Source organism: Streptomyces sp. NPDC107562 (genome assembly GCF_055657325.1).
Genome location: NZ_JBVKBE010000003.1, coordinates 742,178 through 765,128, shown reverse-complemented (window position 1 = coordinate 765,128; position 22,951 = coordinate 742,178). Strand labels below are relative to the sequence as shown.

At 72.0% G+C, this 22,951-nt stretch carries 18 protein-coding genes and 1 tRNA gene; 9 read left to right on the top strand and 10 right to left on the bottom strand.

Annotation, left to right across the window (positions count from 1 at the left end):
* Positions 1 to 56 precede the first annotated feature (56 nt).
* Positions 57 to 1,808 carry a discoidin domain-containing protein gene (locus ACZ7LV_RS13595; RefSeq protein ID WP_471938918.1) on the bottom strand — a complete coding sequence of 584 codons (1,752 nt, stop codon included), beginning with the start codon at positions 1,806 to 1,808 and terminating at the stop codon, positions 57 to 59.
* A gap of 784 nt (positions 1,809 to 2,592) precedes the next feature.
* Complete coding sequence (locus tag ACZ7LV_RS13590) at positions 2,593 to 3,681, bottom strand: DUF1996 domain-containing protein (RefSeq protein ID WP_471938916.1); 1,089 nt, start codon at positions 3,679 to 3,681, stop codon at positions 2,593 to 2,595.
* 360 nt (positions 3,682 to 4,041) lie between these two features.
* Between ACZ7LV_RS13590 and ACZ7LV_RS13585 the strand changes: the two genes are divergently transcribed.
* Complete coding sequence (locus ACZ7LV_RS13585) at positions 4,042 to 5,850, top strand: coagulation factor 5/8 type domain-containing protein (RefSeq protein WP_471938915.1); 1,809 nt, start codon at positions 4,042 to 4,044, stop codon at positions 5,848 to 5,850.
* A 54-nt stretch (positions 5,851 to 5,904) separates the two neighbouring features.
* Here ACZ7LV_RS13585 and fusA read toward each other — a convergent pair whose 3' ends face one another.
* The 3 genes from fusA to ACZ7LV_RS13570 all read right to left on the bottom strand — a co-directional run bounded on the left by fusA (position 5,905) and on the right by ACZ7LV_RS13570 (position 8,984).
* Positions 5,905 to 7,950, bottom strand: coding sequence for an elongation factor G (fusA, locus tag ACZ7LV_RS13580; protein ID WP_471938913.1), 2,046 nt, complete (start codon positions 7,948 to 7,950; stop codon positions 5,905 to 5,907).
* Between the two features lie 114 nt (positions 7,951 to 8,064).
* Entirely contained in the window at positions 8,065 to 8,217 is a 153-nt protein-coding gene (locus ACZ7LV_RS13575) for a hypothetical protein (RefSeq protein WP_471938911.1), read from the bottom strand.
* Positions 8,218 to 8,297: 80 nt separating this feature from the next.
* Complete coding sequence (locus tag ACZ7LV_RS13570) at positions 8,298 to 8,984, bottom strand: nucleotidyltransferase domain-containing protein (RefSeq protein ID WP_471938909.1); 687 nt, start codon at positions 8,982 to 8,984, stop codon at positions 8,298 to 8,300.
* A gap of 266 nt (positions 8,985 to 9,250) precedes the next feature.
* Here ACZ7LV_RS13570 and ACZ7LV_RS13565 point away from each other — a divergent pair, with 266 nt between their 5' ends.
* The 7 genes from ACZ7LV_RS13565 (at position 9,251) to ACZ7LV_RS13535 (ending at position 16,704) form a co-directional block, all read left to right on the top strand.
* Positions 9,251 to 10,318 carry a glycerophosphodiester phosphodiesterase family protein gene (locus tag ACZ7LV_RS13565; RefSeq protein ID WP_401666034.1) on the top strand — a complete coding sequence of 356 codons (1,068 nt, stop codon included), beginning with the start codon at positions 9,251 to 9,253 and terminating at the stop codon, positions 10,316 to 10,318.
* Between the two features lie 225 nt (positions 10,319 to 10,543).
* Entirely contained in the window at positions 10,544 to 11,476 is a 933-nt protein-coding gene (locus tag ACZ7LV_RS13560) for an endonuclease/exonuclease/phosphatase family protein (protein ID WP_471939212.1), read from the top strand.
* 94 nt (positions 11,477 to 11,570) lie between these two features.
* Complete coding sequence (locus tag ACZ7LV_RS13555; protein WP_471938907.1) at positions 11,571 to 13,235, top strand: phosphodiester glycosidase family protein; 1,665 nt, start codon at positions 11,571 to 11,573, stop codon at positions 13,233 to 13,235.
* A gap of 46 nt (positions 13,236 to 13,281) precedes the next feature.
* On the top strand, positions 13,282 to 14,655 hold the full coding sequence (locus tag ACZ7LV_RS13550) for a glycoside hydrolase family 18 protein (protein ID WP_471938906.1): 1,374 nt from the start codon (positions 13,282 to 13,284) through the stop codon (positions 14,653 to 14,655).
* Positions 14,656 to 14,852: 197 nt separating this feature from the next.
* On the top strand, positions 14,853 to 15,467 hold the full coding sequence (locus tag ACZ7LV_RS13545) for a nucleotide-binding protein (RefSeq protein WP_471938904.1): 615 nt from the start codon (positions 14,853 to 14,855) through the stop codon (positions 15,465 to 15,467).
* Positions 15,464 to 15,724: a hypothetical protein gene (locus tag ACZ7LV_RS13540; protein ID WP_471938902.1), complete on the top strand. Its 261-nt coding sequence runs from the start codon at positions 15,464 to 15,466 to the stop codon at positions 15,722 to 15,724. The genes ACZ7LV_RS13545 and ACZ7LV_RS13540 overlap by 4 nt, the downstream gene beginning before the upstream one ends.
* 77 nt (positions 15,725 to 15,801) lie before the next feature.
* Entirely contained in the window at positions 15,802 to 16,704 is a 903-nt protein-coding gene (locus ACZ7LV_RS13535) for an RNA repair domain-containing protein (protein ID WP_471938900.1), read from the top strand.
* Between the two features lie 34 nt (positions 16,705 to 16,738).
* Here ACZ7LV_RS13535 and ACZ7LV_RS13530 read toward each other — a convergent pair whose 3' ends face one another.
* From ACZ7LV_RS13530 to sucC, 5 genes are all read right to left on the bottom strand, one after another.
* Positions 16,739 to 16,930, bottom strand: coding sequence for a hypothetical protein (locus ACZ7LV_RS13530; protein ID WP_471938899.1), 192 nt, complete (start codon positions 16,928 to 16,930; stop codon positions 16,739 to 16,741).
* A 180-nt stretch (positions 16,931 to 17,110) separates the two neighbouring features.
* Positions 17,111 to 17,195: transfer RNA gene (locus tag ACZ7LV_RS13525), tRNA-Leu, on the bottom strand.
* 132 nt (positions 17,196 to 17,327) lie between these two features.
* A complete protein-coding gene (locus ACZ7LV_RS13520; RefSeq protein ID WP_471938897.1) occupies positions 17,328 to 18,896 on the bottom strand; it encodes an aldehyde dehydrogenase family protein in 1,569 nt (522 codons plus the stop codon).
* Between the two features lie 163 nt (positions 18,897 to 19,059).
* On the bottom strand, positions 19,060 to 19,944 hold the full coding sequence (sucD, locus tag ACZ7LV_RS13515) for a succinate--CoA ligase subunit alpha (protein ID WP_471938896.1): 885 nt from the start codon (positions 19,942 to 19,944) through the stop codon (positions 19,060 to 19,062).
* An 11-nt stretch (positions 19,945 to 19,955) separates the two neighbouring features.
* Positions 19,956 to 21,086 carry an ADP-forming succinate--CoA ligase subunit beta gene (gene sucC / locus ACZ7LV_RS13510; protein ID WP_471938894.1) on the bottom strand — a complete coding sequence of 377 codons (1,131 nt, stop codon included), beginning with the start codon at positions 21,084 to 21,086 and terminating at the stop codon, positions 19,956 to 19,958.
* 178 nt (positions 21,087 to 21,264) lie between these two features.
* Here sucC and ACZ7LV_RS13505 point away from each other — a divergent pair, with 178 nt between their 5' ends.
* Positions 21,265 to 22,947 (top strand): thiamine pyrophosphate-binding protein, encoded by a 1,683-nt coding sequence (locus ACZ7LV_RS13505; protein WP_471938891.1) that lies wholly within the window; start codon positions 21,265 to 21,267, stop codon positions 22,945 to 22,947.
* The last annotated feature ends 4 nt before the right edge of the window (positions 22,948 to 22,951 follow it).

The following is a 22,951-nucleotide window of genomic DNA, read 5'->3' as shown; positions in this document are numbered from 1 at the left end:
CCGTACGGTACGTCGGCCGCGCCCCCCCGCCGGAGGGCCGGCCGCTCGTCCGCCGGTCAGCTGTAGACGCCGAACTCGTACAGCGAGTAGCCGTAACCCGTCCCGCGCGCCGTGCCGTTGACCCGCACATGACGCCCGGTCCCCGAGACGGCGTGGTCGTCGACCCCTCCGTTGCCGTCGGTCACCGTGCGCACCGTCCGCCAGTTCACCCCGTCGTCGGACGTCTGGAGGGTGTAGGCGCGGGCGTACGAGGTCTCCCAGTGCAGTTGCACGTGCCGGAACGTGGTGCGTGTGCCCAGGTCGACCTGGATCCACTGCGGGTCGCTCCAGTCGCTGGCCCAGCGGGTGGCGGGGTTGCCGTCGACGGCGTTCCCGGGCGTGCAGGGGCAGTCGCCGTAACTGGGCTGGTAGGAGGAGGCGGTGGCCGGTTTGCCGAGGGCCACGTTCGTGCCGTCGACGGCGGGCGGCACCACCCGGATCGACCGGGTCTCCACTCCGACGTTGCCCCTGCCGTCGGTGGCCTTGACGTAGATCTTCCACACGCCGGGCCGGTCGGGCGCGGTGACCTTGAGACGTCCGCCGCCGAGGCTGGTGACCGGCACCGGCGTCAACTGCTTGCTCTGGTCGACGTAGTTGCCGTTGGTCAGCACCTCGTAGGACAGCGCGTCCCCGTCGGGATCGCTCGCGCGTACGGTCAGGACCAGGTCCCGGCCCGCCGGTACCCGCCCCGCGTCGCCCTCGACACCGAACTCGGAGATCACCGGCGGGGTGTTGTCGCCTGCCGTGGACGCGCCGTAGGCCCTCTTCACGGCGTAGTACGACAGCCGCTTCTGGCCGGCGGGCAGCAGGTTGAACCAGATGCCGCCGAAGTCGTACTCGGTGCCGTAGTGGAACATCGTCGCGCCCAACGCCACGCCCCGGTGGCCGGTGATGCAGTCCCAGGCCCTGGTGTAGCCGTCGGCCTTGGCCCGGTCGGTGGGCTCCAGCGGGACGCCGTTGGCGTCGTCGGGCACCTCCCACTCCCCGGCCGGCCCGGTCTCGGTGACGATGTACGGCTTGGTGTAGCCGCCCTGCTCCCAGGCGGCCCGGATGTCGCAGACGGCGTCGTAGGCGTTGACCGCGTACAGGTCGAGGTCGGGGGCGTTGCGCTTGTAGTACGGCCAGGCGCCGACCCAGGCGTCGGTCGAGGTGACCGGGTGGTTGGGGTCGACGGCGTGGATCCGTCGGGTCACGTCGTTGACGAAGGTGGTGTAGGCGTTGCGCTGGCGCTCCAGTTCGTCGCCGCTCCAGCAGTTCTGCAGACCGAGCACGGACTCGTTGCCGACGTTCCACATGAGGACGCCCGGGTGGTCCTTGTACTCCTGGACCCAGCGTGGGAACTCGGCGAGCATCTGGTTCTTGTACGCCGTGTCCGTCACGTAGTTGACGCAACCGCCGCTGCCGGGGCCGCCGCCGGGCTGGAGCCAGAAGCCGGCGATGACCTTGATGCCGTGGGCCGCCGCCGAGTCGAGCAGCGGTCTGCTGCTCGCGTCGGTGCCCCAGGTGCGGATGGTGTTGACGCCCATGGACCTGACGTCAGGCATGTAGCGGCCGGCGTCGGCGGCGGACGGCCCCCAGGTCAGTCCCTTGACCTGGTACGGGCTGCCGTCCACGGTCAAGTGCCAGGCGCCCTGGCCGCCGGTGACCTTCACGACGCTGCCGACGGCGTGCGCCTGGCCGACGGGCAGGGCGGTGAGGGCGCCGGCGGCCAGCAGACCGGCGGTGAGGGGCGCGGCCAGACGGCGCGCGGGGGGATGGGCTCGGCTCATGGTGGGTTCTCCGGTGTGGGGTGATGGGGGGCGGTGGGGGGGTAAGCGGGGGAAGCATGCGGGTCCCCGGATCCGTAGATCCACAGGGCCCGCCGTGCCCGGGGCCCCTCGGGCTCGCGGGCCTGCCGTCCCCGTCGGGCTCGTCGGGTCCGGCAGGCTCGTCGGGTCCGTCGGGCTCGTGGGTCCGCCGTGCCAGTCGGGTCCGTCGGGCTCGTCGGGCCCGTTGGGCTTGTCGGCCCCGTCGGGGAAGTGACGGCCCGGCCGTGGCGAGGGCGTGACCGGCCGGGCACGGGTCCGTCGAGTCCGCCCGGGCCCGCTGGTCCGCCAGGCCCGCTGGTCCGCCGTGCCCGGCGGGCTCGCGGGTCCGCCGTGCCAGTCGGGTCCCTCGGACTCGTGGGTCCGCCGTGCCCGTCGGGCTCGGCGGGCTTCGTCGGCCCCGTCGGGGAAGTGGCGGGGCGTGCCCGGCGGGGCCACAGGTCCGTCGGGCCCGCCCGGGCCCGCTGGTCCGCCAGGCCCGCTGGTCCGCCAGACCCCGTAGGTTCCGTCGGGCTCGTCGGCTCCGTCGGGCTCGTCGGCCCCGTAGGGGAAGCGGCGGCCCCGCCATGGCGAGGGGGGTCCGCCTGGACCCGCTGGTCCGCCAGGCCCGCTGGTCCGCCAGACCCCGTAGGTTCCGTCGGGCTCGTCGGCTCCCTACGTTCCGTCGGGTCTACGGCCCCGTCGGGGAAGGGGCGGCCCGGCCGTGGCGGGGCGTGACCGGCGGGGCCGGTCGGTCGAGAGCGGGCGGTCAGGGCAGCTCGTAGCGCTCGTTCAGTGCCGCACCCGCCTCGGGGTGGGTCTCGTCGTAGCCGCGGGCGTTGCACTGGAGGGCGCCGACGACGCAGTGGTCCACCAGTGCCTTGAGCGTCCGCTCGTCCCAGGCGTTGAAGAAGTCGTAGTGGAACGAGTGGCCCGGGCCGCTGGCCAGCCGCACCCGCGACAGGTCGCCGTTGACGGGGAACGCCATCTTGAACTCGATCATCGGCAGCGCGACCGGATGGGTGGCCGGGCAGATGTTGTTGTTGGTGCCGGGGTTGACCACCGGGTAGGACATGTGGCTCTGGTGGTCGGGCGTGTCCAAGTACCTGCCGTCCCAGCAACTGGGCGCCTGCATACGGATGTTGACCTGGACGTCGTCCCGGTCGGGGCAGTTGGCGGGGAACTCGACGTTGAAGTAGCTGTCGCCGCACTCCCAGCCCTCGACGAAGCCCTTGTGGCTCCGGAACTCGGCGGCGCTCTGCGTCGGGCTGCCGACGACGAACCGCAGGCCCTTGGGGAAGGGACGCACGCTCGTGTAGTCGGTGACGCCGGCCTTGTAGTAGACGACCTGCGGTCCGACCGGAAGGACGGGCCGGTCGCCGTCGTACAGGGTCGGCATCCAGTACGCCGATAGGTCGCCGGGAGCCAGGCACGTGGTGCGGCCGGCGCCGAGCGAGGCGGTGGTGCTGGCCGCGTCGGTGGTGGTGTTGCCCATGAAGGTGTGGTCGTGGGACCTGCCCGGCTGCTGCGGATACACGATCGGGTCGTCGGGCCGGGTGTGGCTGACCGCGCAGTTGGCCTGGAACTCGTGGAAGTAGCGGTGCGGCGGCTCCTTCGTGGACGGGGTGACGCCGGTGACCGGCGGGTTCGCGGGGATGTAGCCGTCTCCGTCGGGGTCCTCCGGCGAGGAGGCGACCGAGGGGGCCATGACATGGCCGGTGTGTCCTGAGGCGTGCGCGGCGTTCCCGCCCTGCGCGGCCCCGTCGTCGCTCGCCGCGATGCCGCCGACGCCGAGCGACGTCAGTAACAGGGCGCTCGCGATGAGGACACCCGAGATGACTTTCGATCTCCGTGGCATGGAGACCTCCTGAGCTCGTCGATGAGTCTCGGAACAGTCGCTGAACGGTTCGGGAGAGCGCTCTCCCGCCACGGAATGCTGAGGGCGCGACAGGAGGGCGTCAAGGGATTCGACAGAAGGATCAGCGGACTCCTCACCGCATCTCTTGAATGCAATGCTCGGAGCGCGGGTGCGCCCCATACCCCCCGGAAAACCGGCAAAGCGGCTTATCTGCAGGTGATTTGACGCTCCGTCGGCAATTGAGCCACGGACTGCTGCCGCACCTCTTGACGCCTGGTTCACACGCCTGAAGCATTCACGCCAAGAGAGCGCTCCCCCACCTCCGTTTCGTTCATTTCCCGAACAAGGAGAGTCGCCCCCATGTCCCCTGCCCCCACAGGCCCTGCCACGCCCGAGCCCTCCGCCGTGCGCCGCCGCACCGTTCTCGGCGCCGCTGCCGCCGCCCCCGTACTGGCCTCGCTCGCCACGCCCGCGTCCGCCGCGACCTCGGCGCCCGGCACAGCCCGCAGGTCCCCGCGCGCCCTGCCGGGCGGCGGTGACCTCGGCCCGAACGTCATCGTCTTCGACCCCTCCACGCCCGGCATCCAGGCCAGGCTCGACCAGATCTTCCGGCAGCAGGAGTCCGCGCAGTTCGGCACCGGCCGCTACCAGTTGCTGTTCAAGCCGGGCACCTATCACGGCCTCAACGCCCAGATCGGCTTCTACACCTCCATCTCCGGCCTCGGCCTGTCCCCCGACGACACGACCATCAACGGCGACATCACGGTCGACGCGGGCTGGTTCAACGGCAACGCCACCCAGAACTTCTGGCGCTCCGCGGAGAACCTGGCCGTGGTCCCGGTCAACGGCACCAACCGCTGGGCGGTCTCCCAAGCGGCCCCGTTCCGCCGTATGCATGTGCGCGGCAGTCTCAACCTCGCCCCGAACGGCTACGGCTGGGCGAGCGGCGGCTACATCGCCGACAGCCGGATCGACGGCCAGGTCGGCCCGTACTCCCAGCAGCAGTGGTACACCCGGGACAGCGCGGTCGGCGGCTGGGTCAACGCGGTGTGGAACATGGTGTTCTCGGGCGTCGAGGGCGCGCCCGCCGGGAGCTTCCCGAACCCGCCGTACACCACCCTCAGTACCACCCCCGTCTCGCGGGAGAAGCCCTTCCTCTACCTGAACGGCGGCGAGTACCGCGTCTTCCTGCCGGAGAAGCGCACCAACGCACGCGGCGTGACCTGGGGCAACGGAACTCCGCGCGGCACCTCGCTGCCGCTCTCCCAGTTCTACGTCGCCAAGCCCGGCGTCTCCGCCGCCACCCTCAACCAGGCCCTGTCGGAAGGCCTGCACCTGCTGCTCACGCCCGGCATCTACCACGTGAACCAGCCGATCCAGGTGAACCGCGCGGGCACCGTCGTCCTCGGCCTCGGCTACGCGACGATCATCCCGGACAACGGCGTCACCGCGGTGAAGGTCGCCGACGTGGACGGCGTACGGCTGGCCGGGTTCCTGGTCGACGCCGGGCCGGTCAACTCCCCGACGCTGGTGGAGATCGGCCCGAGCGGCAGCTCCCGGGACCACTCGGCCAACCCGATCAGCGTGCAGGACGTCTTCATCCGCATCGGCGGCGCGGGCCCCGGCAAGGCCACCACCAGCATGGTCGTCAACAGCCGGCACACGATCATCGACCACACCTGGATCTGGCGCGCCGACCACGGCGACGGCGTCGGCTGGGAGACCAACCGGGCCGACCACGGCCTCGTCGTCAACGGCCACGACGTGCTGGCGACGGGGTTGTTCGTGGAGCACTTCAACAAGTACGACGTGCAGTGGTTCGGCGAGCGCGGCCGCACGATCTTCTACCAGAACGAGAAGGCGTACGACGCCCCGAACCAGGCCGCCATCCAGAACGGCTCGATCCGGGGCTACGCCGCCTACCGCGTCGGCGACAACGTCACCACGCACGAGGGCTGGGGCATGGGCAGTTACTGCTACTACAACGTGGCGCCCTCGATCGTGCAGCACCACGGCTTCGCCGCCCCCGTGCGTGCGGGCGTGCGCTTCCACAACCTGCTCGTCGTCTCGCTCGGCGGCAACGGGCAGTACGCGCACGTCATCAACGACACGGGCGCGCCGACGTCCGGAACGTCCACGGTGCCCTCGACGGTGGTGTCGTTCCCGTGACCGCGCGCCGGCGGCGGCCCCGCCCCCGAGGTGGGGGTGGGGCCGCCGTCGGCGCTACCGGCCGGCCGTCGCCGCCGGGGTCACCGGCGCCGGCGCGTACCCGGTGGGCCGGGCGGTGAAGGTGCCGCGGCCCTGGGTGCGGCTGCGCAACCGGGTCGCGTAGCCGAAGAGTTCGGCCAGCGGCACGGTGGCGGTGACGACCGCCGAGCCCGCCCGGTTCCGCGAGCCGGTCACCCGGCCGCGGCGGGCGGCGAGGTCACCGAGGACACCGCCCACGGCGTCCTCGGGCACGGTCACCGTGACCTCGACGACCGGCTCCAGCAGGACCATCGCGCAGCCGCGCAGGGCGTCGCGCAGCCCGTTCCGGCCGGCCGTCCGGAACGCCGTCTCGGACGAGTCCTTCACATGGGTCGCCCCGTCGGTCAGCGTCACACGCAGCCCGGTCACCGGATGCCCGCCGAGCGGGCCCTCGGTCAGGGCGTCCCGGCAGCCGGCCTCGACGGCACGCACGTACTCCTGCGGCACGCGCCCGCCGACGACCGCCGAGCGGAACGCGAACCCCTCCTCCAGCGGTTCGACGTCCAGCACGACATGGGCGAACTGGCCCGCCCCGCCGTCCTGTTTGACATGCCGGTGGACATGCCCGGCCACCCCGCGCCCGACGGTCTCGCGGTACGTCACCCTGGGCCGGCCGACACCCACGTCCAGCCCGTGGCCGCGCCGCAGCTTCTCCACCGCCACCTCCAGGTGCAGTTCGCCCATGCCGGACAGCACGGTCTGCCCGGTCTCGGGGTCGGTCCGCGCGACCAGCGACGGATCCTCCTCGGCCAGCCGGGCGAGCGCCGTGGCCAGCCGTTCGGCGTCGGTGGACGTGCGGGCCTCGACGGCCACGGTGACGACCGGTTCGGCCACGCCCGGGGGCTCCAGGACGAGCGGCGCGTCCGGCGCGCACAGGGTCGAGCCGGCGCGGGCGGCCTTCAGCCCGACCACGGCCACGATGTCGCCCGCGACGGCCCGGTCCACCTGCGCGTGCCGGTCGGCCTGCACCCGCAGGATCCGCCCGATCCGCTCGGTGCGCCGCGCGCCCGCCTCCCACACAATGTCCCCCTTCTCCATCGTCCCCGAGTACAGCCGCACGTACGTGAGGCGTCCCGTCGGTGTGGCGCTCACCTTGAACGCCAGGGCCGCGAGCGGCGCCCGCGGGTCGGCCTGGCGTTCCTCGCCCCCTGTGCCGCGCACCGGCGGCACGTCCAGCGGTGACGGCAGGTAGGCCACGACGGCGTCGAGCAGCGGCTCGATACCGCGGTTGCGGTACGCCGACCCGCACAGGACGACGACGCCGTCGCCGCTGCGGGTGAGGTCGCGCAGGGCCGCGGACAGGGTCCGCTCCGACAGCCCGGCGGCGGAGCAGAACTCCTCCAGCGCCTGCGGGTGCAGTTCGGCGACCGCTTCCTCCAGCAGCTGTCGTCGTCGCCGCGCCTCGTCCAGCAGGTCCGGCGGAACCGGTCGCGCCGCGGCGGTCTCGGCGCCCTCGGCCCAGATCAGCGCCCGCATCCGGACCAGGTCGACGACGCCGGTGAAGCCGTCCTCGGCGCCGATCGGCAGCTGCACGACCAGCGGGGCCGGGTGCAGCCGGCTCCGGATCGAGGCGACGGCCGCGTCGAGGTCGGCGCCCGCGCGGTCCAGCTTGTTGACGAACGCGATCCTCGGTACGCCGTGCCGGTCGGCCTGCCGCCAGACGGACTCGCTCTGCGGCTCGACACCGGCGACGGCGTCGAACACGGCGACCGCCCCGTCCAGCACCCGCAGCGAACGCTCGACCTCGTCGGCGAAGTCGACGTGTCCGGGTGTGTCGATCAGGTTGATCCGGTGCCCTTCCCAGGCGCAGCTGACGGCCGCGGCGAAAATGGTGATGCCCCGGTCGCGTTCCTGGGGGTCGAAGTCGGTGACGGTGGTGCCGTCGTGGACCTCGCCGCGGCGGTGGGTGGTGCCGGTGGCGTAGAGGACGCGTTCGGTGAGGGTGGTCTTCCCGGCGTCGACGTGGGCGAGGATGCCCAGGTTGCGGACGGCGGTGAGGTGTCGGTCGAGTGCGGTGCGCACGGCCCTTGGCCTTTCGGGTGATGTGTGTGCGTGGGCGGCGCGATGTCCGGACGTGACATGAAGCGGCGGGCGGGCGCGGGGCGTCGGCGTGTACCGACGCGCACCTGCGTGCGCTCAGATGGTCGTCACGGCCTTCCGGTGCCGGCCGCGCAGCGGGCACCGGAAGGCCGAGGACACGAGGATCACCTCGTAGCGGGAGCGGGGAACGACGACAGCGGCACGCTCACGCATGGCCCGTCCCCCCTCGCTCGACTCGCTGTTCGACAACGAGGCGAGTGTAGGGAGCCCGAACCGCCGGCCGCACGGCATTTTCGACCGGCCCCAGGGCCTGCTGCGAACGAGGGGCCCTAGGATCCGTCCGCCGTGTAGAAGTGCCGCCGGACCCGTCGCAGCCACGCCTCGGCGGCCCTCTCGTCGGGCTGTTCGGGCAGGACGCCGGGCGTCGCGTCGAACGCCTCCTCGAAGTGGCGCAGCAGCGGCAGCGCCGTCGAGGGGTCGGCGGCGGCCCGCTCGCCGAAGGCGTGGTAGCTCCCGGGGTCCTCGACCTGGATGGTCAGCCGGCCGGTGGCGTACAGCTCGTAGCCCTGGGTGCACAGCCGCTTGAGGTGGCGGGCGTGCTTGGCGGTGCGCCTGAGGCCGACCGGGTCGCCGGCACGGCTGCGGAGCTTGCGGAACTGCTGCGTGGCGTAGCCGAGATACGCGTCTCGGACCCGGCGGGCGCCGAGCAGGGTCGAGCGGATGCCGATCAGCTCGTCACCGAGGGGGGTCCTGACCTCGTACAACTCCTCGGGCAGCCAGACCAGTTCCATGACGGTCGGATTGCCGCCGAGCGCGAGGCGGCACCACTTCGCCGCTTCGTGCAGGGTGCGGTCGGGTGCGGTGGTGACGTGGGACTCCTTCGGGCCGTGCAGACCGTGGAGGGTCTCGGTGGGGGCGGCGAACATGCCGAGCCGGTCCACGTCGGAGCCCTCGTGGGCGAGGCCGTAGGCGGTCGAGCCGACGACGCCGGACAGCAGGATGTTGGTCACGGTCACGGAAACCCCCCGGAGTGCGTGGCGCGCGCCCTTCGTTTCGGTGGCGAGGACGGCGGCGAACCGTCATGATGCCGCGTCCGACGCGCGGACGGCCTGCCATTTTCCTGCCACCGGGCCCGTACGGCGTGACCCTCGGGTTCCTCCAGCGTTCACAGCGGCATCACGTCCAGGTCTTCAAGCGCGCCGGGTCTCGAACTAGCGTCCAGGGATCGATCGCCCCGATCGACCCGACCGACCACACCCCGATCTTCACCAGTGAGGTTCCGATGTCCGCACGACATGCCCTCGTCGGCCTGGCCCTGCTGCCGGTGCTGGCCGCCCCCGCGGCCGCCCAGGCGACGACGGACGGCCCCCACGCGTCGACCCACAAGGCGCGCTTCGACCTCCAGGCCCACCGCGGCGGCCTGGGCATGACGACCGAGAGCACCCTGCAGGGCTTCGGCAAGGCGCTGCGCCTCGGCGTCTCCACGCTGGAGCTGGACACCCAGGTCACCAAGGACCACAAGGTCGTCGTCACGCACGACCGGCAGGTCAGCGCCCAGAAGTGCCGGGACACGGCTCCGGTCGTGCCGGGCGATGCGCAGTACCCGTACGTCGGGAAGTACATCAAGGACCTGACGCTGGCGCAGATCAAGACCATGGACTGCGGCTTCCAGCAGCTGCCCGGCCACCCCGAGCAGGAGCAGATCGCGGGCGCCCGGATGGCCGAGCTCCGCGATGTGCTGAACCTGGTCAAGCGCTACAAGGCCAAGGACGTCACCCTCAACATCGAGACGAAGGTCGAGGCGGGCGCGCCCGAACAGACCGCGCCGCGTGAGCTCTTCGTGCGCCGGGTCTTCGAGGAGATCCGCGCCTCCGGCCTGGAGCGCCAGGTCAGCATCCAGTCCTTCGACTGGGGCGCGCTCAAGGCGATGCACAAGCTGGCGCCGCGGTGGCCGCTGGTGGCGCTGACCAACTACGACTTCCTCCAGGTCGGCAAGGAGGGCGCCTCCCCCTGGCTCGGCGGGATCGACGCCGACGACTACGACGGCGACTTCGTGAAGGCCGCCGCGACGGTACCGGGCGTCGAGGCCCTCTCCCCCAACTACGGCTTCCCGCAGAACGGCAAGATCGGCGACCCCGGTTTCCGCTTCTACCCCGACCGCGCGATGATCGACGCCGCGCACGCCCGGGGCCTCAAGGTCGTCCCGTGGACCTGCGACGACCCGGCGACGGTGGCGGCGCTCATGGACATGGGCGTCGACGGCATCATCACGAACTACCCGAACCACGTCCGGGAGCTGATGGCCGACCGCGGGATGCGGCTGCCGAAGCAGTACTTCCCGCGCCACTGACCCGGGGGCCCGTGCGGGCCGGGCGGAGGTCCCGCCCGTCGACGGCGTATCGTCGCCGTCGACGGGCCGGTGAGCACAGGGGTGGGCCCGCGGGTCTGACAGCACTTGGGGGTGTCCGTGGCCGCGCGTCGGTTCCGTGACCGTTTCCGGCGGCGGCCCTGGCGGGGGCGCGACGAGGACGGGCGGACCGCCTGGACCCGTGGGCGCGTCACCGCGGCGTCGGCCCTGCTGGTCGCCCTCGTGCTGCTCTTCCCCTCCCTCGTGCCCGGCACCCCGGGGAACGTGGGGGCTCTGACCGAGAACTTCCTGCCCTGGCTGGGCCTGCCGGTCGTGCCGCTGCTCGCGGTGGCCGCACTGCGCCGCTCGGCGAGCGCGGTCGCGGCCGGGGGTGCGGCGACCGTGGTCTGGGCCGCCCAGTTCGCCCCGTCGCTGCTGCCCCGGGATCCGGGCGCCCACGACCTGACGGTGGTGCAGCACAACGTCAGCGACGAGAACGGGGACCCGGCGGCCACGGCCCGCGCCCTCGCCGGAACCGGCCCGGACCTGCTGGCGCTCCAGGAGCTCACGGCAAAGGAACTGCCGGTCTACGAGGCGGAGTTCAGGAGTCGCTACCCGTATCACGTGGTGGTGGGGACGGTCGGTCTGTGGTCGCGGTATCCGCTGACGGAGAAGGGGCCGGCCGACATCCGGCCGGAGCAGGTGCCGGGCGACTGGAACCGGGGGCTGCGGGCGGTCGTCCGGGTCGCGCCGGAGCGCGCCGTCGCCGTGTACGTGGCGCATCTGCCGTCGGTGCGGATCAGGCCGACCGCCGGATTCGACACCAGGTGGCGCGACGAGAGCGCGGGCCTGCTGGGCGGACGGATCGCCGGTGACCGGTCGGCCACGGTGATCCTGGCCGGCGACCTCAACGGCACGACACGGGACCGGGGCCTGACGCCGCTCACCTCACGACTCCACTCCCCGGACGAGGACTTCGAGTTCAGCTGGCCCACCGCGTTCCCCGTCGCCAGGATCGACCAGGTCATGGCGCGCGGCGCGACCGTGACCGACATACGGACCCTGCCCAGGACGGGGAGCGACCACCTCCCCGTGGTGGCGCGGATCGCGCTCGACGACCCGGCCCGCGCGTGGGAGACACGCCACCGCTCCATACGGTAACCATCCCGTCGCCGCCCGTCAGAGGGGCGGTCGGCTCGACGACATGTGCGGCATGCACGGTCGCAGCTGACCCTCCAGCTGAAAGGGCTTGGCCATGCAGCTCCGCACGGCACGACGTCGGTTGCTCGGCGCGGTGACCACCGCCCTCCTGGTCGGCGCCACGATCACCGCGGGCGCGCAGATCCAGCCGGCCGCGCAGCGCGCCGACGCGGCGGTCGCGGCGGAGCTGCCGCTGGGACCCGCCGACCTCACGGAGACCCGTACCTCCCGGCAGATCGCGCCGGGCGTCACACACATCGCGATCGAGCGCGGCCGGGTGTCGTCGCACGAGTTCTGGACGGTCACGGTCGGTCTCGCCACGAGCGAGGCGGAGGCCGACGCACTGTCGGACAGGGTCCGCGCCGCCGGGTACACGCCACGCCTCGACCGCACCGCCGGACCCGACCCCCGTGGGCCGCAGGACCGGCCGCTCGGCTGGACGGTACGCGTCGGCCGCTACTCCGACGAAGCCGCCGCCGACCGGGCCAGGACGGCGATCGCGGCGCGCGGGCTGTCCGCCGCCGTCCAGCACACCGGCGCGGACGGGCACGCCACGGACGGCCCCTGGTCCCTGGACGTGCTGGTCCTCGACCCCGCCCGGTTCCGCGGCAGCCTGCGGTCGGAGCTGGCGAGCGGCGTCGTGCCGGGACGCGAGACCACCAGCGCGACGGCGCGTCGCGCCCACGCACTCGCGGCGGTCAACGGCGGCTACTTCGTCATCGGCGGCTCCCACACCACTCCCGGCAACTGGGTGGCCGGCACCGACGGCGATCCCGCCGGCATCTCGGTGGTGGGCGGCGCCCTGCTCTCCGAGTCCGTGGGCGCGCGGCCGGCCCTGGTGATCCCGGGCGACAGCGTGCGGGGCACCTCGGTACGCCGGCTGCGGACCAGCAGCACGGTCGCGGCGGCCGGCGGCGCCACCCGCAAGGTGACCGGCCTCAACCGGCAGCCGGGACTGATCGCGAACTGCGGCGGCGTCGGGACCATCACCCCCTTCTCCCACCCGGCGCACGACTACACCTGCGGAAACGTCAACGAACTGGTCGCCCTCACGGCGAAGTTCGGCAACACCGCTCCCCAAGGGCCCGGATACCAGGTCACCCTCGACGCGACCGGGCGGGTGACCGCGGTGCGCGGCAGCCGGGGCGGCACCGTGCCCGCGCGCGGCACCCTGCTCCAGGGCACCGGCACCGAGGCCCGATGGCTGCGCACCCACGCCCGCACGGGTGCCCGGTTCACGGTGCGCAGCACGGTGTCCGACGCCGACACGGGCGCCGCGGTGCCGCTCGCCGCGAGGACGTCCGTCGTCAACGGCGGTCCGCTGCTGCTGCGCGACGGCGCGATCGCCCTCGACCCGGTCCGGGACGGCTGGAGCCCCGAGGACATCACGGGCGCGGACCGTGCCGCCGTGTACAACAACTGGTATCTGCGCCGCAATCCGCGCACGGCCGCCGGAGTCACCGCCGACGGACGCGTTCTCCTGCTCACCGTCGACGGCCGCCGCCCCGACCGGAGCGCGGGGCTGTCGATCACCGAGACCGCCGAGGTGCTGCGCAGCCTGGGCGCGGTGGACGCGGTCAACCTGGACGGCGGCGGCTCCACGACGATGGTCGTCCGCGGCGCGCTGCAGGGGCGCCCCAGCGACGCCACCGGCGAGCGTCCGGTCGGCGACGCACTCGTCGTCGTGCCCAAGCCGGCCCCTGTCCGCCCGGCCCCCTAGCGGGCCGGCGCCCGAGGCGCCAGGCGCCACGGACCTATTGACGGCAATGGTCCATACCAATACGTTCCCCCTCATGCGAAGAACCCTGAGACGAGTGGCCGTTGCCACCTGCTCCCTGTCCCTGCTCGCCGTCCTCGCCCCGGCGGCCGGAACGGCCGTCGCCGGCGAGTCGCACACCACCACCGCCCCACACGGCAAGCGGGTGGGCTACTTCACGCAGTGGGGCGTGTACGGCCGCGACTTCCAGGTCAAGGACCTGGACACGAGCGGTCAGGCAGCCAGGCTGACGCACATCAACTACGCCTTCGGCAACGTGAACGCCGAGGGCGAGTGCTTCACCGGGAACGTACCGGGCGAGGCGGACGCCTGGGCCGACTACGCGCGCCCCCTCGACGCCGAGAACTCCGTGGACGGCGTCGCCGACACCGACACGCAGCCGCTCGCCGGCAACTTCAACCAGCTGCGGGAGCTCAAGGCCAAGCACCCCGGCCTCAAGGTGCTGATCTCGCTGGGCGGCTGGAGCTGGTCCACCCACTTCTCCGACGCCGCGCTGACCGCCGAGTCACGCAAGAGGTTCGTGTCGTCCTGCATCGACCTGTACATCAAGGGCAATCTGCCGGTCGACGGCGCGCGCGGTGGCGCGGGCTCGGCCGCCGGGCTGTTCGACGGCGTGGACCTGGACTGGGAGTGGCCCGGTTCGCCGGGTGACACGGACACGGTCTACCGACCCGAGGACAAGCGCAACTTCACCGCCCTCGTCCACGAGTTCCGCACCCAGCTCGACGCGTACGCCAAGAGCCAGGCGCCGCGCGGCAGGAAGGCCAAGCACTACGACCTGACGGCGTTCGTACCGGCCGCGCCGGGCGCGATCGACGCCGGGTTCGACATCCCGCGGATCATGCGGGACTTCGACTTCGTCAATCTCCAGGGCTACGACTACCACGTGTCGGGCCAGCCCACGACGGCTCAGCAGTCCGCCCTGTTCGCGCCGGGCGACTTCAGCGTGGACCGGACGGTGCGGGACTGGGTGCGCAGGGGCGCCCAGCCCCGCAAGCTGGTGGTCGGCATGCCGTTCTACGGGCAGGGCTGGACCGGGGTGAGCGGGGGCGGCGACGGCCTCGGCCAGCCGGCCACCGGTCCGGCGAAGGGCACGTACGCGGACGGCTACGAGGACTACAAGGTCCTCAAGGGCCTGGCCGCCTCCGGCACGTACACCGTGCACCGGGACCGGTGGAACGGCAGCGCCTGGATCTTCGACGGCACCACGCTGTGGACGTACGACGACCCGAAGGTGCTCAGGACCAAGGCGGCGTACGTCCGCAAGCTCGGGCTGGGCGGGGCGATGTTCTGGTCGATGGACGGCGACACGGCCGACGGCGAGCTGACGGCGGCGGTGGACAGGGGCCTCAACGGGCGCTGACCCGTCATGGATGATCTGCCCCGGCACCCGACACGGGTGCCGGGGCACACGCCACGGTCCGGCGGCTCGCCCCGTACGACGCCCGTACGACGCCCAGGCCGACTCCCGGGTGAACCCGGGCGCCCGCTCCGCGCGGCGGGCGGCACCGGCCGGTCGGGCTCAATACGGTGACGGACGTGCTGCTGAGCTGTGCTTTTGTGAATCTGAAGCCCGGAGTCGGGAAGACGACCAGCGCTGTCTGGCTGGCCCATGCGCTCCACGAGCTGGGCCTGCCCCCGCTCCTTGTCGACAGCGATCCGGCCGGTTCCGCACTGCGCTGGAGCGAACTCGCCGGCGGCTTCCCCTTCCCCGTGATCGCCCTTCCCGTCGGCGACGTACACCGTCGCATCGACGACTTCCTCGGCGGGCGCCAGGCTGTGGTGCTCGACGCCCCGCAGCTCGAGGACCACGCCCGCATCGCCCGTAGCGTCATGCTCCACGCCAACGAGTGGCTCGTGCCGGTCACTCCGGCTCCCATCGAGCTGGACCGGATGGCCCCCATCCAGACCGAAATGGGCGATGTGCAGTCCCTGCGCGCGAAGCCGGCCCGCACCGCGGTGCTGCTCAACCGCACCAACCGCCCTGACACCACGCGTACCGGTCCCGACGCCGACGCCCGGGAAGTCCTCGCGGAACGGGGCTTCCAGGTGCTCGACACGCAGATCGCCCGCCTCGACCTCTACTCCCAGTCGTTCGGCGGACCGGTCCGCGTCCGGAAGACCGCCTACATCGACCTCGCGAACGAACTCCTCAAGCGTCAGGAAAACGCATGAACCAACGCAAGGACAACTACCGCGCGGCCCTGCGGCGCGGTCAGGCGGAGCCGCAGCCCCACACGCCCAAGGCAGCCACGCTGAACAGCAGATACGTCCGGATCACCATCGAACTCGAACCGGACCTGCAGCGCCGGCTGGACCAGTGGACGGCCCCTGCCGTCGCCGTGCTGACGAACGCCGGTACGGCCGCCCTGCGCGTCCTGTCCGCGATCGCTCCCGGCACGCCCTCGTCGGACGCGGGCAGCCGCACCTGACCGAGGGCGCCACGACCGCGTTCCGGTGGTGGCACCCTGGAAGAAGGGAAGGTGCGGTGGCGGGGAGAGGACTCGTGATGCGGACCAGCGACGAGGTCTATCACCAGGTCCGCTGGGACACCCGGTTCGACCCGGCCCGGTTCGTGCTGAGAATCAGCCGGCGCGGCGGTGGTCTCGCACGCGTCCCGCTGCCCTCCTTCGTGCCCGGGGGCGACATCCCGTGGCACCGGGTGGTGTCCATCGAGGCGGACGGCGAACTGGTCTGGGACCGGGCCACGGGCGTGGACCGCGTCGACGCCTCGGGCGCCGGCCGGGTGCGGGACCCCCGGGCGGACCTGAGCTCCCACAGCGGCGAGCCCGCCCGCGTGCTCGACGTGTCCCCGACCGCCCGCACGGCGGTGGCCTGGATCCCGCCCGCGGAGCTGTGGCCGCCGATCCAGGACATCCGCCGGGACCACGATCCGCAGATCCACCGATGGCCGCCGCACGTCAACGTGCTCCCCGGCTTCGTGCCGGAGTCCGACTTCGAGCGGGCGGCCCCGCTGCTGTCCGCGGCGACGGCCATGACGCCGGTGTTCACCACCCGGCTGGACGGCGTGCGCACCTTCCGGCACAGGGCGTACGTCACCGTGTGGCTGGACCCGGCGGCGGCCGGCGAGGCGCCATGGGCGGACCTGCACCGCGCACTGCGACAACGGTTCCCGCGCTGTCGCGGGCCCGCCGAGGACTTCACGCCCCATCTGTCCCTGGGCCGGACCCGGGATCCGCGGCACGTCACCGCCGACTGCGCCACCCGGCTGGACGCCATGACCGCGACGGTCTGGGAACTGGTCCTGCTCTCCCGCAGGGGCGACGGGCCGATGCGGGCACGAGCCACGGTCGCCCTGCGCACGGGAGAGGTCCGCCGGCTCCCCGACCCCGGCCCCGACGCCCCGGGCCCGGAGGACACGGCGTGGCTCTGCGACATCACCGACCGGTAAGTCACACGGCCAGGCGAGACCGGCACCACACCGGTCACTCGTAGCCGAGGACTTCCTCGGAGTGCAGGCGCCACCCGTCGTGCCGTTTGACCAGGACGAAGGCGGTGCGTTCAAGAACGTCGTAGTACCCGGCCTCCGGTTGATGGCCGAAGGTGAACCAGAGTGCCTCGACCCGCGCCGTGTCCGCGGTCTCGCTGACGACGGTCACCTGCTCCAGTGTGGACACGGCGCCGAACTCATCGGTCTTGCTGCGGTTGTGTGCTCGGGCGTACTCGGCGCAAAAGTCAGCAGGGCTCCGGTAGAGCATCTGAACCTCTTGGCGTTGTGGACACAGCCTGCAAGGAGGACGCGCGACGAGGGCCGCGACCGTCAGGTCGAGGCCCTCGCTGCGTATCGTTGGAGTGCGTGTCCGAGGGGGGACTTGAACCCCCACGCCCGATAAAGGGCACTAGCACCTCAAGCTAGCGCGTCTGCCATTCCGCCACCCGGACCAGGTGTCCGCCGCCTTGCCGGGGCTGTTCCCGGCGGCGACAGGGACAACAATACCAAGGTTTCGGAGTGCCCTTCACCTGCGTTTCCACCCCTCGCCGCGACAGGCGCCGTGACGGAAGGTGCTCGGATGACTACGGCATCAGGTGGTACTCGGGGAAGTTCCCCGGCAGCCTCTCCCCCTCCGGGCCCTGCGTCACCGCCCGCACCAGCAGCTCGCCGCCGACGAACGCGCCCCGCCAGGACGCGCCGAATCCGCCGAAGAGTTCCTCGCGGTCGCCGCGGGAGCGCGGCTTTCCGTGGCCGGTCTTGAAGGCGCGGATCTGCGGGGCCAGTCGTTCGTACGTCGTGCGGTCGTCGGTGGACAGCGTGGCGACCAGCGCGCCGTTGGACGCGTTCATGGCGGCCAGCAGTTCGGCCTCGGTGTCGACCAGGACGATGGTGTCGACCGGGCCGAAGGGTTCCGCGTGGTGCAGCGGGGAGGACGGCGGCGGGTTGAGGAGCGTGACCGGCTGCACGTAGGCGGAGGTGTCCTGGCCGGGCAGGAACCTGGCGTCGTCGAGCTTGCCGCGGTGCAGCGGGACGGCGCCGCGGTCGACGGCCTCGGCCACCTGGTCGTTCAGGTCCTTGGCCTTGGCGGCGTTGATCAACGGGCCGAAGTCGAGGGCCGGGTAGGGGTCGTCGCGCTTCTCGACGGCGAGCGGGTGCCCGACCTTCAGGGTACGGACCGCCGGGAGGTACGCCGCCAGGAACTCGTCGAACAGCGCGCGCTGGACGACGAAGCGCGGATAGGCCGTGCAGCGCTGTTTGCCGTAGTCGAAGAGCTTGGGCACGACCGCGGTGAGGGTGTCCCAGTCCGAGTAGTTCCAGATACCCCAGGTGTTGAGTCCTTCCTGTTCGAGGATGTGCCGCTTGCCGAGGTCGGCGACGGCCGTGGCCACCGCGGCGCCGGTGTCGCGGCCGCCGACGAAGGAGACGCAGCCGATCTCGGGCGCCCGCACCAGCGCCTGCGACAACTCGCGGCCGCTGCCGCTGACGAGGGTGACGGGCAGCCCTTCCCGGGCGGCGAGCGCGCAGGCCAGCGTCAGGCAGGCGACGCCGCCGTCGGTCGGGGTCTTGGCGATGACCGCGTTGCCCGCCAGCGCCTGCACCAGCATGGCGTGGACGAGGACGCTCATCGGGTAGTTCCAGCTGGCGACGTTGGAGACCGGGCCGGCCAGCGGGGTCCGTCCGGCGAGCATCGGCTCGATGCCGTCGACGTACCAGCGCACGCCGTCGATGGCCCGGTCGACGTCCGCCTGCGCGAGCCGCCACGGCTTGCCGATCTCCCAGACGAGCAGCAGCGCGAGCAGTTCGCGGTGCTCGGTGAGCGCGTCGAGGGTCGCGGCGACGCGGGCGCGGCGTTCGTCGAGCGGGATGTGCCGCCAGGCGCGGTGCTGGTCGAGCGAGGCGCGGACGGCCTGGTGGGCGGCGTCCCCGTCCAGGCGCGGCGGGGCCGCGATGGGGGTGCCGTCGACGGGGGTGGTGGCGGGCAGGACGTGGCCGTCCGCCTGCCAGGTGGCGTTCCAGAGGTTGAGGACGCGGTCGTCCTGGAACGCCTCGGGCGCGACGGCCAGACAGCGCTGCCAGGCGTCTGCCCAGGCGGTGCCGGCCTTGAGGGTGAGGGTCGGGGAGCCGGTGCTCGGAATGAGGGTGGATGCCATCGTTTTGCTCCGCTCTCGGTGCACGGTCGGGCGGGAGTTGCGTGGCTGCGCCGCACACGGCTCGCACTGCCGTGCGCGGCGCCGTACTTCGAGGGTGTCTCACCCAGAAGCTACTGACGAGTCAGGAAACGCCACAGTCACCGTGCGGCGACCGTGAGTGACATCACCCGGTGGTCCCGAGCGCGGCCAGGACCAGGCGGGCCGTCTCGGTCGGTGTGCTCCCCACCCGCACTCCGACCGCCTCCAGCGCCTCCTTCTTGGCCTGTGCCGTGCCGGACGAGCCGGAGACGATGGCGCCGGCGTGCCCCATGGTCTTGCCCTCGGGGGCGGTGAAGCCGGCGATGTAGCCGACGACCGGCTTGGTGACGTGTTCGCGGATGTACGCGGCGGCGCGTTCCTCCGCGTCGCCGCCGATCTCGCCGATCAGGACGATCAGTTCGGTGTCGGGGTCGTCCTGGAAGGCGGCGAGGCAGTCGATGTGGGTGGTGCCGACGACGGGGTCGCCGCCGATGCCGACGCAGGTGGAGAAGCCGATGTCGCGCAGCTCGTACATGAGCTGGTAGGTCAGCGTGCCGGACTTCGACACCAGGCCGATCGGGCCGGGCTTGGTGATGTCGGACGGGATGATGCCGGCGTTGGACTGGCCGGGGGTGATCAGGCCGGGGCAGTTGGGGCCGACGATCCGGGTGCCCTTCTGTGCGGCGTAGGCGGTGAAGGCCACCGAGTCGTGGACCGGGATGCCCTCGGTGATGACGACCGCGAGGCCGATGCCGGCGTCGGCGGCCTCGATCACCGCGGCCTTGGCGAAGGCGGGCGGCACGAAGACGACCGTGACGTCCGCCCCGGTGGCCGCCATGCCCTCGCCCACCGAGCCGAAGACGGGCACGGCGCGGTCGTCGAAGTCGACGCTCTGGCCCGCCTTGCGCGGGTTGACGCCGCCGACGACATCCGTGCCGGCGGCGAGCATGCGCCGGGTGTGCTTCATGCCCTCGCCGCCGGTCATGCCCTGGACGAGGACCTTGCTCTCCTTGGTGAGGTGGATGGCCATGTCCCGGCTCCTTAAGTGGCGTTGGCGAGTTGGGCCGCCGCGCGGGCGGCGCCGTCCATGGTGGTGGCCTGCTGGATGAGCGGGTGCGCGCGTTCGTCGAGGATCGCCCGGCCGCGTACGGCGTTGTTGCCGTCGAGCCGGACGACCAGCGGTTTGGTCAGCCGGACGGTGTCCAGCGCCTGCACGATGCCGTCGGCCACCGCGTCGCACGCGGTGATGCCACCGAAGACGTTGACGAAGACCGACTTCACGGCGGGGTCGGAGAGGATGACGGACAGACCGTCGGCCATGATCTGGGCGGAGGCCCCGCCGCCGATGTCGAGGAAGTTGGCGGGGCGCGCGCCGCAGCCGGCGACGACGTCGAGCGTCGACATGACGAGTCCGGCGCCGTTGCCGATGATCCCCACCTCGCCGTCCAGCTTGACGTAGTTCAGGCCGCGTTCGGCGGCCACCGCCTCCAGCGGGTCGTCGTGCTCCGCTGCCTCGGCGCCCCAGCGGGCCTGCCGGAAGCGGGCGTTGTCGTCCAGCGTGACCTTGCCGTCGAGGGCGAGGATCTGCCCCTGGGCGGTGCGGACCAGCGGGTTCACCTCGACCAGCAGGGCGTCCTCGCGGACCAGCACCTCCCAGAGCCGGACGAGCACGTCGACGGTCTGCGGCGGCAGTCCGGCCGCCTCGGCGATCCGGCCCGCCTTGGCGGAGGTGACGCCCTCGGCCGGGTCGATCGGGATGCGTGCCACGGCGTCGGGCCGGGTCGCGGCCACCTCCTCGATGTCCATGCCGCCCTCGGCGGAGGCGATCGCGAGGAAGCGGCCCGCGGCGCGGTCGAGGACGTAGGAGACGTAGAACTCGGTCTCTATGTCGACGGGCTGGGCCAGCATGACCTTGCCGACCGTGTGGCCCTTGATGTCCATGCCGAGGATCTGGCGTGCCGTCAGTTCGGCGGCGGCCGGGTCGGCGGCGAGCTTCACTCCGCCCGCCTTGCCGCGACCGCCCGTCTTGACCTGTGCCTTGACGACGACACGTCCGCCGAGCCTGCGGGCGATCTCCCGCGCCTCCTTGGGCGAGTCCGTGACCTCGGCCCGCGGCACCAAGATGCCGTGTTCCTCGAAGAGTTCCCTTGCCTGGTGTTCGTACAGGTCCATCTCGGCTCCTGACTACTGAGTCTTGCGTGGGCGAAACCCGAGCCCCTCGAAAACTGCCGCACGCCCCCTGGACACCACCCACCGGATGCGGGATAACAAGCTTCATACAGTATTCGTCGACTGTATGCAATGTACCGCGAGAGCGTTCCAACCCCCTACGAAGGGACAGGACTTCGCCATGCCCGACGACACCCAGGACGTCATTTCCGGCGGTCACCTCGTCGCCAAGGCCTTGAAGGCCGAGGGGGTAGAACGCATCTACACCCTCTGCGGCGGCCACATCATCGACATCTACGACGGCTGCGTCGACGAGGGCATCGAAGTCGTCGACGTCCGTCACGAACAGGTGGCCGCGCACGCCGCCGACGGTTACGCGCGGATCACCGGCAAGCCCGGCTGCGCCGTCGTCACCGCGGGCCCCGGCACGACCGACGCGGTCACCGGCGTCGCCAACGCCTTCCGCGCCGAGTCGCCGATGCTGCTCATCGGCGGCCAGGGCGCCCTCACTCAGCACAAGATGGGGTCCCTTCAGGACCTGCCACACGTCGACATGATGACGCCGATCACCAAGTTCGCGGCGGCCGTGCCGGACACGGCGCGCGCGGCGGACATGGTGTCCATGGCGTTCCGCGAGTGCTACCACGGCGCGCCCGGCCCCTCCTTCCTGGAGATCCCGCGCGACGTCCTCGACGCCAAGGTGCCGGCCGACAAGGCGCGCGTGCCGAAGGCCGGGGCCTACCGCGCCTCGACCCGCTCGGCCGGCGACCCCGAGGCCATCGAGAAGCTCGCCGACCTGCTCGTGCACGCCGAGAAGCCCGCGATCCTGCTGGGCAGCCAGGTGTGGACGACCCGCGGCACCGAGGCGGCCATCGAGCTGGTCCGCGCGCTGAACGTCCCGGCGTACATGAACGGCGCCGGCCGCGGCACCCTCCCGCCCGGCGACCCGCACCACTTCCAGCTGTCGCGCCGCTACGCGTTCTCCAACGCCGACGTCATCGTCATTGTCGGCACGCCCTTCGACTTCCGCATGGGCTACGGCAAGCGGCTGTCGGCGAGCGCGACCGTCGTGCAGATCGACCTCGACTACCGCACCGTCGGCAAGAACCGCGACATCGACCTCGGCATCGTCGGCGACGCGGGGCTGGTGCTGAAGTCGGTGACCGAGGCGGCCTCCGGGCGCGTCAACGGAGGCGCCTCCAAGCGCAAGGAGTGGCTCGACGAACTGCGCGCCGCCGAGCAGAGCGCGCTGGAGAAGCGGCTGCCGCAGCTGCGCTCCGACGCCTCGCCGATCCACCCCTACCGGCTGGTCAGCGAGATCAACGACTTCCTCACCGAGGACTCGATCTACATCGGCGACGGCGGCGACATCGTCACCTTCTCCGGTCAGGTCGTGCAGCCCAAGTCGCCGGGCCACTGGATGGACCCCGGTCCGCTCGGCACGCTCGGCGTCGGGGTGCCGTTCGTGCTCGCGGCCAAGCAGGCCCGGCCCGACAAGGAGGTCGTCGCCCTCTTCGGTGACGGCGCGTTCTCCCTGACCGGCTGGGACTTCGAGACGCTGGTCCGCTACGACCTGCCCTTCGTCGGCATCGTCGGCAACAACTCCTCCATGAACCAGATCCGCTACGGCCAGGCCGCCAAGTACGGCAAGGAGCGCGAGCGGATCGGCAACACCCTCGGCGACGTCCACTACGACAAGTTCGCGCAGATGCTGGGCGGTTACGGCGAGGAGGTCCGTGACCCCGCCGACATCGGCCCCGCGCTGCGGCGCGCCCGTGAGTCGGGCAAGCCGTCGCTGATCAACGTCTGGGTCGACCCGGACGCGTACGCCCCCGGAACCATGAACCAGACCATGTACAAGTGAGGTG